The sequence below is a fragment of the Aquincola tertiaricarbonis genome, from assembly GCF_023573145.1.
GTDB classification, from domain to species: Bacteria; Pseudomonadota; Gammaproteobacteria; order Burkholderiales; family Burkholderiaceae_C; genus Aquincola; species Aquincola tertiaricarbonis_B.
Genome location: NZ_CP097636.1, coordinates 3743508 through 3758217 on the forward strand (window position 1 = coordinate 3743508; position 14710 = coordinate 3758217).

The following is a 14710-nucleotide window of genomic DNA, read 5'->3' on the forward strand; positions in this document are numbered from 1 at the left end:
GCACCAGAATCCGCGGCGCTGTACCCCACAGTGCCGAATGAAATCCGCCGCGAATGGCCGATCGGACCTGTTCTGCACCATGATGGATCTTTCCGCCAGCAGATCGCTCGACAAGATCGACACCAACATCCTGCGGGCGCTGCAGGCGGATGGCCGCATGTCCAACCTGCGGCTGGCCGAGGTGGTGCAGCTGTCGCCCACCGCCGTGCTCGAGCGTGTCAAACGGCTGACGCGCGACGGCTTCATCCTCGGCTACGAGGCACGCCTGAATCCGCAGTTGCTGGGCGCAGGCCTGCTGATCTTCGTGGAGGTGCTGCTCGACCGCACCGCGCCGCGGCAGCTCGAAGCCTTCAAGGCCGAGGTGATGGCGCGGCCCGAGATCCTGGAATGCCACCTCGTGGCCGGCGCCTTCGACTACCTGCTCAAGACCCGGGTGGCCGACATGGCCGCCTACCGCGACCTGATCAGCTCCGGCATCTGGACGCTGCCCGGCGTGCGGGAGACGCGCACCTACGCGGTGATCGAAGAAGTCAAGAGCACGACCTTGCTGCCTGTCTAGACAACTCCATGAGCGACTACATCTTAGAAACGCGCGACCTGACCAAGGAGTTCAAGGGCTTCACCGCGGTGGACCGCGTGAACCTGCAGGTGCGGCGCGGCCACATCCATGCGCTCATCGGCCCCAACGGCGCGGGCAAGACCACCTGCTTCAACCTGCTGACCAAGTTCCTCGTGCCCACGCGCGGCACCATCTTGCTCAACGGCACCGACATCACCGGCGAGAAGCCCGCGCAGATCGCGCGCCGCGGGGTGATCCGCTCGTTCCAGATCTCGGCCGTGTTTCCCCACCTCACGGTGCTGGAGAACGTGCGCATCGGGCTGCAGCGCTTCACCGGCACCTCGTTTCACTTCTGGAAGGGCCTGACCGCGCTGCGCCAACTGGACGCCAAGGTGCTGGCGCTGCTTGACCTGGTGGACCTGCGCGACATGGCGCAGGCCAAGGCCGCCGACCTGCCCTATGGCCGCAAGCGCGCGCTGGAGATCGCCACCACCATGGCCATGGAGCCTGAACTGATGCTGCTGGACGAACCCACCCAGGGCATGGGCCACGAAGACGTGGACCGCGTGACCCAGCTGATCAAGCGCGTGGCCGAAGGCCGCACGGTGCTGATGGTGGAGCACAACATGCGCGTGGTCTCGACCATCGCCGACCGCCTGACGGTACTGGCCCGCGGCGCCGTGCTGGCCGAGGGCAACTATGCCGAGGTCTCGCGCCATCCCGCGGTGCTGGAGGCCTACATGGGCAGCGAAGCCACCGAGCTCCAGGGAGCTCATTGATGTCCATACCCGCCCTTGAGATCAAGGACCTGCAGGCCTGGTACGGCGAGAGCCACATCCTGCATGGCATCAGCCTGACGGTGCACAGCGGCCAGGTGGTGACGCTGCTGGGCCGCAACGGTGCCGGGCGCACCACCACGCTGCGGGCCATCATGGGCCTGACCGGTGACCGCAAGGGTTCGATCAAGGTGCACGGCACCGAGACCATCGGCCTACCCACGCACCGCATCGCCCACCTGGGCATCGGCTACTGCCCGGAAGAGCGCGGCATCTTCGCGGCGCTGACCACCGAAGAGAACCTGCGCCTGCCGCCCAGGCTGACGGCCGGCCGCGGCAAGGCCATGACCGAGGCCGAGCTGTATGCGATGTTCCCCAACCTGCAGGAGCGCCGCAACAGCCCCGGCACGCGCCTGTCGGGCGGCGAGCAGCAGATGCTGGCGGTGGCCCGCATCCTGCGCACCGGCGCCGACATCCTGCTGCTGGACGAGATCTCCGAAGGCCTGGCGCCGGTGATCGTGCAGGCCCTGGCCCGCATGATCACCACGCTCAAGGCCCAGGGCTTCACCATCGTGATGGTGGAGCAGAACTTCCGCTTCGCCGCACCGCTGGCCGACCACTTCCACGTGATCGAGCACGGCCAGGTCGTCGAGTCCTTCCCCGCATCGCAACTGGCCGAGAAACAGGCCGTGCTCGACGAGCTGTTGAGCGTGTGATCGCCTTGTTCCCCACCCCCATCCCCTGCCACTCCTGGAGACGAGCATGACTTTCGACTTCCGACGCATCGCGATCGCCGCCGCTGCCGCCTGCGGCCTGTCCGGCGCCGCCCACGCGCAGATCTCCGGCGACGTGATCAAGATCGGCATCATCACCGACATGTCCAGCGTGTATGCCGACATCGACGGCGCCGGTGGCGTGGAGGCCATCAAGATGGCGGTGGCCGACTTGAAGGGCACCGTGGCCGGCAAGAAGGTGGAGGTGCTGTACGCCGACCACCAGAACAAGGCCGACGTGGCCGCCAGCAAGGCCCGCGAGTGGATCGACACCCAGGGCCTGGACATGCTGATCGGCGGCAGCAACTCGTCCACCAACCTGGCGATGGCCAAGATCGCGGCCGAGAAGAAGAAGCCCTTCATCTCGATCGGCGCGGCCACCGCCCGCCTGACCAACGAAGACTGCACGCCCTACACCGTGCACTACGCCTACGACACCGTGGCGCTGGCCAACGGCACCGGCAATGCGGTGGTGAAGGCGGGCGGCAAGAGCTGGTTCTTCCTGACGGCCGACTATGCCTTCGGCCACTCGCTGCAGGCCGACACCACCGCGGTGGTGACCAAGGCCGGCGGCAGCGTGGTGGGCAGCGTGCGTGCGCCGCTGGGCGCCAGCGACTTCAGCTCCTTCCTGCTGCAGGCGCAAAGCAGCAAGGCGCAGATCCTGGGCCTGGCCAATGCCGGTGGCGACACCGTCAACTCGATCAAGGCGGCCAACGAGTTCGGCATCACCAAGACGATGAAGCTGGCCGGCCTGCTGATGTTCATCAACGACGTGCACTCGCTGGGCCTGAAGGCCACCGAAGGCATGTACCTGACCGACGGCTGGTACTGGAACCAGAACGCCGAATCGCGCGCCTGGGCCAAGCGCTTCTTCGAGAAGATGAAGCGCATGCCGTCGATGCTGCAGGCGGCCGACTACTCGGCCACGATGCACTACCTGAAGGCCGTGGAAGCCACCAAGACCGACGACGCCGACAAGGTGCTGGCGCAGATGAAGGCGACCAAGATCAACGACTTCTACGCCAAGAACGGCGAGATCGGCCCCGACGGCCGCATGCGCTACGACATGTACCTGATGCAGGTGAAGTCGCCGAAGGACTCGACCGAGCCCTGGGACTACTACAACGTGGTGCAGAAGATCCCCGCCGCCGAGGCGTATACCAAGCTGGCCGACAGCAAGTGCCCGCTGGTCAAGAAATGAATGTTGACCCCCAAGACGCCTGCGGCGTCGCCCCCCCGAGGGGGAGCCGGCCGCCTTGGGGCGGCCCGGCGGCGGCCGGGTTGTCCCCCAAGACGCCTGCGGCGGAGGCTGGTAGCTAGGACCCTCCATGTCGAACCTGTTTGATATTCCGCTGCCGGCGCTGCTCGGCCAGCTGCTGCTCGGCCTGGTGAACGGCTCGTTCTACGCGATGCTGTCGCTGGGCCTGGCGGTCATCTTCGGCATGCTCAACATCATCAACTTCGCCCACGGGGCGCTGTACATGATGGGGGCCTTCATCGCGTGGATGGGCCTGGAGTACCTGGGCCTGAACTACTGGATGATGCTGCTGGCCGCGCCCCTGATCGTGGGCGTGCTGGGCATCCTGATCGAGCGGCTGCTGCTGCAGTGGCTGTACAAGCTGGACCACCTGTACGGCCTCTTGCTCACCTTCGGCATCACGCTGGTCACCGAGGGGCTGTTCCGCTCGTTCTACGGCGTCTCGGGCAATCCGTATCCGGTGCCCGATGCACTGCAGGGCGCCACCAACCTCGGCTTCATGGTGCTGCCCAACTACCGGGCCTGGGTGGTGGTGGCGTCCGTCGTCGTGTGCCTGGCGGTGTGGGCACTGATCGAGAAGACCTCCATCGGCGCCACGCTGCGCGCCGGCACCGAGAACCCCAAGCTGGTCCAGGCCTTCGGCATCAACGTGCCGCGAATGATCACGCTCACCTACGCCGGCGGCGTGGCGCTGGCCGCCTTTGCCGGCGTGCTGGCTGCGCCCATCCTGCAGGTCAATGCGCTGATGGGCAGCAACCTCATCATCGTGGTGTTCGCGGTCGTGGTGATCGGCGGCATGGGCTCCATCCTCGGCTCCATCCTCACCGGGCTGGGGCTGGGCGTGATCGAGGGCCTGACCAAGGTGTTCTACCCCGAGGCCTCGTCCACCGTGGTGTTCCTCATCATGGCCGTGGTGCTGCTCATCCGCCCGGCGGGCCTGTTCGGCAAGGAAAAATGACGTGAGCACAGCCCCTGTGAAATCTCCGCGCTCGCCGCTCCTGGGCTATGCGCTGCTGTTCGCGGCGGTGGCGGCGCTGCCGCTGCTGGGCGCGTACCCCATCTTCGTGATGAAGGTGATGTGCTATGCCCTTTTCGCCTGCGCCTTCAACCTGCTGATCGGCTTCACCGGGCTGCTGAGCTTCGGGCATGCCGCCTTCCTGGGCGCGGCGGCCTACGGCGCCGGCCATGCGCTCAAGGTGTGGGGTCTGCCCACACTGGCGGGCCTGGGCTTCGGCATGCTGATGGCGGCCCTGGCCGGGCTGGTGTTCGGCTGGCTGGCCATCCGGCGCAGCGGCATCTACTTCTCGATGATCACGCTGGCGCTGTCGCAGATGCTGTTCTTCTTCTTCCTGCAGGCGCCCTTCACCGGCGGGGAAGACGGCCTGCAGTCGGTGCCGCGCGGCACGCTGCTGGGCCTGGACCTGGGCAACGACCTCACGCTGTACTACCTGGTGCTGGCCATCTTCCTGTTCGGCTTCTGGCTGATCTACCGCACGGTGCATTCGCCCTTCGGCCAGGTGCTCACCTCCATCCGCGAGAACGAGGCACGCGCCACCTCGCTGGGCTACGACGTGGACCGCTTCAAGCTGGTGGCCTTCGTGCTGTCCGCCGCGCTGGCGGGCCTGGCCGGGGCCACCAAGACGCTGGTGCTGGGCTTTGCCACGCTGACCGACGCGGTGTGGACCACCTCGGGCGCGGTGATCCTGATGACGCTGGTGGGCGGCATGGGCACCCTGCTGGGGCCCATCGTCGGCGCGCTGGTCATCATCGCGCTGGAAAACAAGATCGGCGACCTGGGCAAGGCCCTGGCCGACCTGACGGGCGTGGCCTGGTTCAACGGCCTGGGCGAAGCAGTGAGCCTGGTCACTGGCCTCATCTTCATCATCTGCGTGCTGGCCTTCCGCCGCGGCGTGGTCGGCGAGATCCAGCACCGCTGGGGGAAGCGCTAGAAGGCCGCGAGCTGCCTCAGGCGCTGGAGATCGACCTCCGGCAGGCCCGCATGCTGCGCCCGAACGATGGCATAGGCCGACATCGCCCGTGCCGCCGTCGGGACAGCACCGGTCGTGCCGCACAGCGACCCCAACGCCCGCTGCAAGGTTTCCCCCACCTCCACGGCCGCCGCGCCGTAACGGGCGATGGGCGCAAAGAGGTCCTCCACCATGCCGGCCTCACGCACGGCGGGTGCCGACACCCGATCGAACTGCACCGGCCCGGCCAGGTCCTGACGCAGGCGCTGCTGCGACCAGTGGGACAGCACCCTCACGGCCGTGGCCATGACATCGAAGGCGGTGCCGGGATCGTTGACCGCCGGCGACAACGACCGTGCCGCCACTTCGCCCAGCACCACCAGACCAAAACGCGGGTCATGGTCGAAGGTGCGCGCCGGCCCGATGGAAAACGCGTCGCTGATCTTCTGCCGGGCTGCCTCGTCCAGCGGCTTGGTACAGCTGGCGATGGCCATGCCCGGGCCGACGAAGTCTCCTGGAAGCACATGCACATGCAGTTCGGCATCCAGCTCCTCGGCACGGGCCTGCAGCAGGTCGGTCGACACATGCATGACGAAGCCGGAGCCCGGGCACAGGATCTCGTGGCTGCCGCGCTCGCCGTCCTGCTGCGCACGACCGCCCAGGAAGGGCTTGGCCAGACGCTCGTCCATGGCCTTGCGCGTGGCCGCTTCCAGGCGGCGGATGGTCTCGCCCAGGCGACCCAGCACCGACAGGTAGTCGATCCAGCGCAGGAACACGATCACCACGGTGACCAGCACCACGAGCGTGAAGCCGAACAGCACCAGCCGTCCGCCATCGCCATAGATGTGGGCATGCAGGCCCACGAGCGCGATCACGCTGTAGACGAAGGCGCCGATGAACACCGCCAGGGTGTTCTGGATGGTGGTGTCTTCGATCAGCAGCTGCGCCGCCCGCGGCGTGGCGCTGTTGGAGACCGCGGAGAACGACGCCACCATGGTGCTGGCCGAGAAGATCGCCACGGTCAGCATGCTGGACGCGAGGATGTTGAGCAGGCTGTCGATGGAGTCCGAGCCCAGCTTGAGCGCCACATCGCGGCCGATGTAGGGACCGAGCACGGAGGCCAGGGCGACGGCGGCCACCGCAAAGCAGGCGAACAGCGAACAGCGCCACCAGGTCTTGCGGGTGATGCGCTGCAGAAAGAAGATGAGCTTGTCGGACATCGGCGAACGGTCTCGTTTCGCCCCGCCTGCTAGCGGCTGCCGAAGATCGCGGTGCCCACGCGCACGATGGTCGCGCCTTCGGCGATCGCGGCCTCCAGGTCGGCGCTCATGCCCATCGACAGCGTGTCGAGCTGCGCTGCCTGCGCGCCCAGCTCGGTGCGCAGGCGCGCCAGCAGCTCGCGCAGCGCCCGGTGCGGCGCCCGCTGGGCGGCTTCGTCGGCCGCGGGCTCGGGGATGGCCATCAACCCGCGCAGCACCAGCCGCGGCAAGGCCGCCACCTGGCGTGCCACTTCCAGCACTTCGGCGGGCTGCAGGCCGCTCTTGCTGGCCTCGCCGCTGATGTTGACCTGCAGGCACACCTGCAGCGGCGGCAGCTGCGGCGGCCGCTGGTCCGACAGGCGCTGCGCGATCTTCAGCCGGTCGACCGAGTGCACCCAATCGAAGTTTTCTGCCACCGGCCGGCTTTTGTTGCTCTGAATCGGGCCGATAAGGTGCCATTGAAGCTGCGTGCGCAGCGCGGCCAGCGCCTCGATCTTGGCCAGGGCTTCCTGGATGTAGTTCTCGCCGAAGGCGCGCTGGCCGGCGTCGTACGCCTGCTGCACCGCATCGGCGCCGAAGGTCTTGCTGACGGCCAGCAGCTGCACGCTGCCCGCCGGGCGTTGTGCGGTCTGGCATGCGGCGGCGATGCGCGCGCGAGTTTGTTCCAACCGGGTCGGGATGCTCACCATAATCAGCTCCGAGCCTAACCCAGCCGCCCACCCGGGCGGCCCGTTTCGATGGATATCACCCAGCTGCTGGCGTTTTCGGTCAAGAACAAGGCCTCCGACCTGCACTTGTCGGCCGGCCTGCCGCCGATGATCCGCGTGCACGGCGACGTGCGCCGCATCAACGTGGAGGCGCTGGACCACAAGACCGTGCACGACATGGTGTACGACATCATGAACGACGCCCAGCGCAAGCTCTACGAGGACACGCTGGAATGCGACTTCTCGTTCGAGATCCAGGGTCTGGCGCGTTTCCGGGTCAACGCCTACAACCAGAACCGCGGTGCCGGCGCGGTGTTCCGCACCATTCCCAGCAAGATCCTGACGCTGGAGCAGTTGCAGGCGCCCAAGGTGTTCGCCGACCTGGCGCTGCGCCCGCGCGGCCTGGTACTGGTCACCGGTCCCACCGGCTCGGGCAAGAGCACCACGCTGGCGGCCATGGTCAACCACCTGAACGAAAACGAGTACGGCCACGTGCTCACGGTGGAAGACCCGATCGAATTCGTGCACGAGAGCAAGAAGTGCCTGATCAACCAGCGCGAAGTGGGGCCGCACACGCTGAGCTTCTCGAACGCGCTGCGCTCGGCCCTGCGTGAAGACCCGGACGCCATCCTGGTGGGCGAAATGCGCGACCTGGAAACCATCCGCCTCGCGCTCACCGCAGCCGAGACCGGCCACCTGGTGTTCGGCACGCTGCACACCAGCAGCGCGGCCAAGACCATCGACCGGGTGGTGGACGTGTTCCCCGCGGCCGAGAAGGACATGGTGCGCGCGATGCTGTCCGAATCGCTGGTGGCGGTGATCTCGCAGACGCTGTGCAAGACCCGCGACGGCAGCGGCCGTGTGGCGGCGCACGAGATCATGATCGCCAACTCGGCCATCAAGAACCTGATCCGCGAGAACAAGATCGCCCAGATGTACTCCGCCATCCAGACCGGCCAGGGCCTGGGCATGCAGACGCTGGACCAGAACCTGGCCGACCTGGTGCGCCGCAACGTCATCACCCCGGCCGAAGCGCGCAGCAAGGCCAAGGCCCCCGAGAACTTCCCGGGCTGAAAGGCCACCGCCGTGACCCGTCCGCCGCCGCTGCCGCCCGCCCTGCCCGAGACACCGCCCGACACCCAGGCCGGGGCCCTGCCAGACGCCGACGACCCGCCCGCGCCCGCCCGCGTGCGCTGGCCGCAGCGCGCGTCCGAGGTCGGCGCCCGGCCGCTGCCCCCGGCCGAAGCGGTGGCGCTGTTCGTGCAGGCCTGGCAGCGTGAGCCGCATGTGCTGCCGCTGGCCGACGATGAGCTGCAGCGCCTGGCCGCCTGGGCCCAGGTGGTGGAGGTGCCCGCCGGCCGCCCGCTGATCCAGCAGGACGAGCTGGGCGACTACCTGCTGCTGGTGCTGGACGGTACCCTGCTGGTCGAGCGCCTGGTGCCGGGCGGCCCCGCCGTGCGTCTGGCCGAAGCGCGTGCCGGCGACATGCTGGGCGAGATGTCGCTGCTCGACTCCGGCTCGCGCTTTTCACGCGTGGCCACCGCCACCGCCTGCCGCATCGCGGTGCTGCAGGCCGAACCCTTCCACCGGCTGATGCAGGATGATCCGCGCGTGGCGCTGGCCTTGATGGCCGCGCTGTCGCGACGCCTGTCGCTGCGGGTGCGGCTGCTGAGTGCCCGGCTGGGCGCGCTGCTGTCGCCCGCCTGAAGTCCCCCTGACCGATTTCGTCCTCCGCCGGAACTCCGCACCATGGAAAGAGACCAGGCCTCCAAGTTCGTCAGCGATCTGCTGCGGTTGATGATCGCCCGCGGCGGCTCCGACCTCTTCCTCACGGCCGAGTTTCCGCCCGCCATCAAGGTGGACGGCAAGATCACCAAGGTGTCGCCCCAGCCCCTGACCGGCCAGCACACGCTGGCGCTGGCGCGCGCGCTGATGAACGACAAGCAGGCCGCCGAGTTCGAGCGCACGAAGGAATGCAACTTCGCCATCTCGCCGCAGGGCGTGGGGCGCTTCCGCTGCAATGCCTTCGTGCAGCAGGGCCAGGTGGGCCTGGTGCTGCGGACCATTCCTGCCACGCTGCCCACCATCGACGGGCTCAACCTGCCGCCGGTGATGAAGGAAGTGGCGATGACCAAGCGCGGGCTGGTCATCTTCGTGGGCGCCACCGGCTCGGGCAAGAGCACCTCGCTGGCGGCGATGGTGGACTACCGCAACGAGAACTCGCACGGGCACATCATCACCATCGAAGACCCGGTGGAGTTCGTGCACCCGCACAAGAACTGCATCGTCACCCAGCGCGAAGTGGGGCTGGACACCGACGGATGGGACATCGCGCTGAAGAACACGCTGCGCCAGGCGCCCGACGTGATTCTGATGGGCGAGATCCGCGACCGCGAGACCATGGAACATGCGGTGGCCTTCGCCGAGACCGGCCACCTGTGCATGGCCACGCTGCATGCCAACAGCGCCAACCAGGCGCTGGACCGGGTGATCAACTTCTTCCCGGAAGAGCGCCGCCAGCAGCTGCTGATGGACCTGTCGCTCAACCTCAAGGCGCTGGTCTCGCAACGGCTGCTGCCGCGCCAGGAGGGCAAGGGCCGTGTGGCCGCGGTGGAGATCCTGCTGAACACGCCGCTGGTGTCCGACATGATCTTCAAGGGCGAGGTGGGCGAGCTGAAGGAGCTGATGAAACGCAGCCGCGAGCTGGGCATGCAGACCTTCGACCAGGCCTTGTTCGACCTCTTCGAGGCCCACGCCGTGACCTACGAAGACGCGTTGCGCAACGCCGATTCGGTGAACGACCTGCGGCTGCAGATCAAGCTCAACAGCCGCCGCCTGCGCGGCGCCGACCTGGCCTCGGGCACCGAGCACCTGACGATCATCTGAGGCCGGGGCCCCTAAACTCGCCGCACACACGGATGAGCGGACGGAGGGACGGGGTGTCCATCGAGATCAGGTTCGACGAAGCAGCGCGACGCATCTTCGTCTTCGATGAGGTGTACTCGGAGCGCGCGGCGCGCGAGCAGGCCGAAAAGCGCAAGCTCGGCGCCTTCGGCACGGTGGCGCGCATGCAGTCGCTGATCGCGGGCGGCCCCAAGCCGGAAACGGTGTCGCTGTCCAAGTCGGAGCTGCGCTACGAGCCCTTCTGGCTGGTCAGCGCCCAGCGGGCGGTGGACTACACCTGCCAGGTGGAATACACGGTGGCCGTCGACAACGCCCATGCGCAACGGGTGCAGATCGGCAGCTTCACCACCGAGGTGGCAGCCCGGGGCAGCAAGCGGCAGATCGTGGTGCCGGCGCTGGAAACCTGCCACCGCAAGATCGACTTCGCGACCCATCTCGACGGGCTCAAGCGCGAGATCCGCGCCGCCACGCTGGAAGCCTATGTGCGCAACTACAAGGCACAGGACGTGGAGGCGATGACCGCGGGCAATGCGGTCGAGTCGCTGGTGTCGGTGGCTTCGGTGATCCAGATCGCCACCTCGCGGCTGACGGGCGAGGCCATCACCGCACACGAGATCGGCCACGACCAACTGCTGATCGACAAGCTGTACCTCTACTGGCGCCCGGTCTTCGCCTTCGAGTACGTGTGGACGGCCAACGGCAAGACGGGCGTGGTGGAGATCGACGGCCTGACCGGCGACGGCGTCTCCAACGGCCAATGGTTCAAGGACAAGCTGCAGCGGGTGATGACCCGCGACATGCTGATCGAGGTGAGCTCCGAAGTGGCCAACGCCGTGGTGCCCGGCACCGGCGTGGCCGTCAAGCTGATCGACCGCATGCTGTGACGCGGCGGGCACCCGCCCGCCGCGCCGCCATCACTTCTCGACGACGGGCGCCGGCTTGGTGTTGGCCAGCTGGGCCTCGGTGATCACTTCGAACACCCGCACCACCTTCTGCACGCCGCTCACGCTGCGCGCCAGGTCGCTGGCACGGGTGGCTTCGCGTTCGGTCACCACGCCCATCAGGTAGACGGTGCCGCGCTCGGTCACCACCTTGATGGCGCTGGCCTGGATGTCCTTGGCGTCCACCAGCGTGGCCTTGACCTTGCTGGTCAGCAGCGAGTCGTTGGAGCGGGCCGTCAGCGAGCTGGGCGCCAGGATGGCCAGCTCGTTGACCACCGAGCGCACGCCCTCGATGCTGCGCACCTGCTGTTCCACGCGGGCGCGCATGGCTTCGTCGGGTACTTCGCCGCTCAGCAGCACCACCTTGTTGTAGCTGGTGGCGCTGACGTGGCCGCGGTCGCCGGCGATGGGGGCGATGCGGTTGACGGCCTTGAGCTCGATGCCCTGGTCGTCCAGTTGCGTGCCGGTGGAGCGGCGGTCGGTGACGACCATGGCGCTGCCGACGGCCGCGCCGCCGAGCAGCAGCGGCGCGCAGGCGCTGAGCAGCACGCTGGCACCGAGGGCCGAGACCAGCAGGGCGGCCGAGCGGCCGAGGCGGTGGTTCGAAGACTTCATGCGTTGGGTTCCTGTTCGCCCATGAGCTGCACGTCCACGGCATCGCACAGGCAGTGCAAGGCCAGCACGTGAATTTCACGGATTCGTGCCGCACGGTCGTGCGGCACGGCCACTTGTACATCGGTCTCCATCAACTCGGCCGCCAGCCCAGGGGCTTGTCGACCGGTGAAGGCGATGACCGTCATGTCCTTGCCATGCGCTGACTGCACTGCGGCGATGACGGCTTCGTCATCCCCGGCGGGCGCCAGCACCAGCAGCACGTCGCCCGGCAAGCCGAGGGCCTGCACCTGCTTGGCCAGCACGTCGTTGATGCCGGATTCACGCGCCAGCGACTGACTCAGCACGCTGTCGGTGCCCAGCGCCAGCGCGGCCAGGCCGGGGCGCTCACGCTCGAAACGGCCGACGAACTGCGCGGCCAGGTGCTGCGCATCGGCGGTGGAGCCGCCACTGCCGCACACCATCAGCTTGCCGCCGGCTGTGATGCAGCCGAGCACGGCGTGCACCGCATCGGCCAGCGGGCGCGCAAGGGTATCGGCCGCCTGCACCTGCAGGTCGGCACTCTCGAAAAACTGCTGCTGGATGCGCTGTTCAAGCATGGCGGCGGATCATAAGACAGCGGATGCACCAAGTCGGTTCCGAAGTGAACCAGGCACATTGAGCAACAGGGCAGCAAGGTGCCGCATCTGATAGCAAGTATCAGATTCACAAAGAACGCATGCACTCCCGGGCGGTCCCATTTCGCCCGCCCCAAGCATGCGCTCGCCCCTGCTAAATTTTCCCGACGTCACCCTGGTGTGCGTCGACAACCGCACCCCTGCCCTGGCCTTGCAGGCGCTGCAGCACTGCCACCGGCAGGCGCATTTCGCGCGCACCCTGCTGTTCACAGATGCGGCCACCGCCGCCGGTCCGCTGCCTGAAGGCGTGCAGGCGCTGGCGGTGCAGATCGACTCGGTGCCTGCCTACTCGCACTTCATGCTGCGCGGGCTGCTGCCGCACATCCGCACCTCGCACCTGCTGGTGGTGCAGTGGGACGGCTATGTGCTCGATGCCGCGCACTGGACGCCCGAGTTTCTGACCCATGACTACATCGGCGCGTTGTTCCGCGACGAGCCTGAAGGCCGCAACGTGGGCAACGGCGGCTTCTCGCTGCGCTCCCGCCGGCTGCTGCAGGCCCTGCAGGACCCACGCATCACGCCCACCCACCCCGAGGACGCCTGCATCGCCCAGCAGCACCGGCCGCTGCTGGAGCAGGCGCACGGCATCCGCTTCGCGCCGCCCGCGCTGGCCGCACGCTTTGCGTTCGAGCGTGTGGCCCCCGCAGGCCAGACCTTCGGCTTCCACGGCCTGTTCAACCTGCCGCGGGTGATGGACACGCCCACCCTGACCACCTTCGTCGACCAGCTGCCGGACGCGATGTTCACCGGCGTGGACGCGCGCGACCTGTGCAAGGCGCTGATGCGTGCCGGCCGTCTGGCGGAAGCCCGGCGGGTGATGGCACGGCGCCTGGCCGCCGGCCAGCGCGACGGCCGCACGCGCCAGCTGCAGGCGCGGCTGGCGCTGCTGCAGTGGGGGCAGCGGCTGGGGTGGGTGGGGGCTCCGGATCAACCAGCGTCGAACGCCGCCACCAGCCACTCCAGCGTGTCGCCCTCGATGCTGACGACATCGAAGCGACAGGGCGGCAGCGCGGACAGGCGCATCAGGTAGTGCTGCGCGGCGTAGATCACCCGCCGCTGCTTCACGCCGGTGACGCTGCCGGCCGCGCCGCCATGGCTGGCGGCGGCGCGCGAACGCACCTCCACGAACACCAGCGTGCCGTCGCGGTCGCGCATGATCAGGTCCACCTCGCCGGCGCGGCGGGAGGGTCCGCGCGCCACCCGATAATTGCGCTCCACCAGCGTGAGGCCGTGGCGCCGCAGATGCGCCAGCGCACGGTCTTCGCCGGCGGTGCCGGTGGCCGTCGTGCTGCCTTCCGATCCTGTACTGCGCGACCTTGTACTGCCCCACCGCCTTGAATCAGCCATGTCCAGTGCCTTGACGATCGTGCAGGCCGCCGCCGAGGCGGCCGGTGCCCAGCAGTATCCGCCCGGCACGCTGTATGTGGTGGCCACACCCATCGGCAATCTGGCCGACATCACGTTGCGCGCGGTGCATGTGCTGGCGCTGGTGGATGCGGTGGCCTGCGAGGACACCCGCGTCAGTGCCGGCCTGCTGCGCCACCTGGGCCTGCACAAGCCGCTGGTGGCGCTGCACGAGCACAACGAGTTCGAAGGCGCCGCTGCCATCGTCGATAGGCTGGCGCGTGGCGAGCGCATCGCCTACATCAGCGATGCCGGCACGCCCGCGGTGTCCGACCCCGGCGCGCGGCTGGTGGCCGCGGTGCAGGCGGCCGGGCTGCGCACCATGCCGCTGCCCGGCGCCAGCAGCGCGCTGGCAGCGTTGAGCGTGGCCGGTGATGCCGACAGCCGCGGCTTCGCGTTTGCCGGCTTCCTGCCCACCAAGGCCGGTGAGCGCCGCAGCGCGCTGCAGGCCGTGCTGGCGCAGCCGCTGACGCAGGTGCTGTTCGAGGCGCCGCACCGCATCGAAGGCCTGCTGCGCGAGCTGGCCGAGGCCGCGCCCGAGCGCCGGGTGACCGTGGGCCGCGAGCTGACCAAGCAGTTCGAGACCGTGGCCACGATGCCCGCGGCCGAGCTGCCCGCCTGGCTGGCCGCCGATGCCAACCGCCTGCGGGGCGAATTCGTGCTGGTGGTGCATGCGCCGGCTGCTGCCGAAGCGGCCGAGGGTGACGAGGCGCTGCCGCCCGAGGCCGAACGGGTGCTGGGCCTGCTGCTGGCCGAGCTGCCGCTGAAGCAGGCGGTGGCGCTGGCGGCCAGCATCACCGGCGCGCCGCGCAATGCGCTGTACCAGCGGGCGCTGTCGCTGCGTGCCTGACCCCACCCCTTTCACAGAGGGGG

The 14710-nt window shown here is 68.3% G+C and carries 17 protein-coding genes; 12 read left to right on the top strand and 5 right to left on the bottom strand.

Translation table 11 applies throughout. The features are described 5' to 3' along the window. Positions 1–82: 82 nt before the first annotated feature. The 6 genes from MW290_RS31720 (at position 83) to MW290_RS31745 (ending at position 5315) form a co-directional block, all read left to right on the top strand. Positions 83–559 (top strand): Lrp/AsnC ligand binding domain-containing protein, encoded by a 477-nt coding sequence (locus MW290_RS31720; protein ID WP_375142983.1) that lies wholly within the window; start codon positions 83–85, stop codon positions 557–559. 8 nt (positions 560–567) lie between these two features. After that, positions 568–1338 (top strand): ABC transporter ATP-binding protein, encoded by a 771-nt coding sequence (locus tag MW290_RS31725; protein ID WP_250198313.1) that lies wholly within the window; start codon positions 568–570, stop codon positions 1336–1338. Next, on the top strand, positions 1338–2051 hold the full coding sequence (locus MW290_RS31730; protein ID WP_250198314.1) for an ABC transporter ATP-binding protein: 714 nt from the start codon (positions 1338–1340) through the stop codon (positions 2049–2051). Before MW290_RS31725 ends, MW290_RS31730 begins: the two co-directional genes overlap by 1 nt. Before the next feature lie 46 nt (positions 2052–2097). Then, on the top strand, positions 2098–3309 hold the full coding sequence (locus MW290_RS31735) for an ABC transporter substrate-binding protein (protein WP_250198315.1): 1212 nt from the start codon (positions 2098–2100) through the stop codon (positions 3307–3309). A 127-nt stretch (positions 3310–3436) separates the two neighbouring features. Further along, positions 3437–4324, top strand: a complete 888-nt coding sequence (locus tag MW290_RS31740; RefSeq protein ID WP_250198316.1) for a branched-chain amino acid ABC transporter permease — start codon at positions 3437–3439, stop codon at positions 4322–4324. A 16-nt stretch (positions 4325–4340) separates the two neighbouring features. Next, positions 4341–5315 (top strand): branched-chain amino acid ABC transporter permease, encoded by a 975-nt coding sequence (locus MW290_RS31745; RefSeq protein WP_250200150.1) that lies wholly within the window; start codon positions 4341–4343, stop codon positions 5313–5315. Here the strand turns inward: MW290_RS31745 and MW290_RS31750 are convergent. Beyond that, positions 5312–6553 (bottom strand): DUF2254 domain-containing protein, encoded by a 1242-nt coding sequence (locus MW290_RS31750; protein ID WP_250198317.1) that lies wholly within the window; start codon positions 6551–6553, stop codon positions 5312–5314. The genes MW290_RS31745 and MW290_RS31750 overlap by 4 nt on opposite strands. A 29-nt stretch (positions 6554–6582) precedes the next feature. Then, positions 6583–7281, bottom strand: coding sequence for a YggS family pyridoxal phosphate-dependent enzyme (locus MW290_RS31755; protein ID WP_250198318.1), 699 nt, complete (start codon positions 7279–7281; stop codon positions 6583–6585). A gap of 48 nt (positions 7282–7329) precedes the next feature. Between MW290_RS31755 and MW290_RS31760 the strand changes: the two genes are divergently transcribed. The 4 genes from MW290_RS31760 to MW290_RS31775 are packed head-to-tail and all read left to right on the top strand — an operon-like array spanning position 7330 to position 11087. Beyond that, positions 7330–8373 (top strand): type IV pilus twitching motility protein PilT, encoded by a 1044-nt coding sequence (locus tag MW290_RS31760; RefSeq protein WP_250198319.1) that lies wholly within the window; start codon positions 7330–7332, stop codon positions 8371–8373. Positions 8374–8385: 12 nt separating this feature from the next. After that, positions 8386–9006, top strand: coding sequence for a cyclic nucleotide-binding domain-containing protein (locus MW290_RS31765; RefSeq protein WP_250198320.1), 621 nt, complete (start codon positions 8386–8388; stop codon positions 9004–9006). 42 nt (positions 9007–9048) lie between these two features. Then, on the top strand, positions 9049–10185 hold the full coding sequence (locus MW290_RS31770) for a PilT/PilU family type 4a pilus ATPase (RefSeq protein ID WP_250198321.1): 1137 nt from the start codon (positions 9049–9051) through the stop codon (positions 10183–10185). Positions 10186–10238: 53 nt separating this feature from the next. Continuing rightward, positions 10239–11087, top strand: coding sequence for a hypothetical protein (locus MW290_RS31775; RefSeq protein WP_250198322.1), 849 nt, complete (start codon positions 10239–10241; stop codon positions 11085–11087). 30 nt (positions 11088–11117) lie between these two features. Here the strand turns inward: MW290_RS31775 and MW290_RS31780 are convergent, their stop codons facing one another. Beyond that, positions 11118–11759 carry a BON domain-containing protein gene (locus tag MW290_RS31780; RefSeq protein ID WP_250198323.1) on the bottom strand — a complete coding sequence of 214 codons (642 nt, stop codon included), beginning with the start codon at positions 11757–11759 and terminating at the stop codon, positions 11118–11120. Then, positions 11756–12355: an SIS domain-containing protein gene (locus MW290_RS31785; RefSeq protein WP_250198324.1), complete on the bottom strand. Its 600-nt coding sequence runs from the start codon at positions 12353–12355 to the stop codon at positions 11756–11758. Before MW290_RS31785 ends, MW290_RS31780 begins: the two co-directional genes overlap by 4 nt. 157 nt (positions 12356–12512) lie before the next feature. On the opposite strand from MW290_RS31785, the gene MW290_RS31790 reads away from it, so the two are divergent. Then, positions 12513–13463 (top strand): DUF5672 family protein, encoded by a 951-nt coding sequence (locus MW290_RS31790; RefSeq protein WP_250198325.1) that lies wholly within the window; start codon positions 12513–12515, stop codon positions 13461–13463. Here the strand turns inward: MW290_RS31790 and MW290_RS31795 are convergent. Beyond that, a complete protein-coding gene (locus tag MW290_RS31795) occupies positions 13361–13780 on the bottom strand; it encodes a YraN family protein (RefSeq protein ID WP_250198326.1) in 420 nt (139 codons plus the stop codon). The two genes, MW290_RS31790 and MW290_RS31795, sit on opposite strands and share 103 nt — an antisense overlap. On the opposite strand from MW290_RS31795, the gene rsmI reads away from it, so the two are divergent. Further along, on the top strand, positions 13779–14687 hold the full coding sequence (gene rsmI / locus MW290_RS31800; RefSeq protein ID WP_250198327.1) for a 16S rRNA (cytidine(1402)-2'-O)-methyltransferase: 909 nt from the start codon (positions 13779–13781) through the stop codon (positions 14685–14687). The two genes, MW290_RS31795 and rsmI, sit on opposite strands and share 2 nt — an antisense overlap. Positions 14688–14710 lie beyond the last annotated feature (23 nt).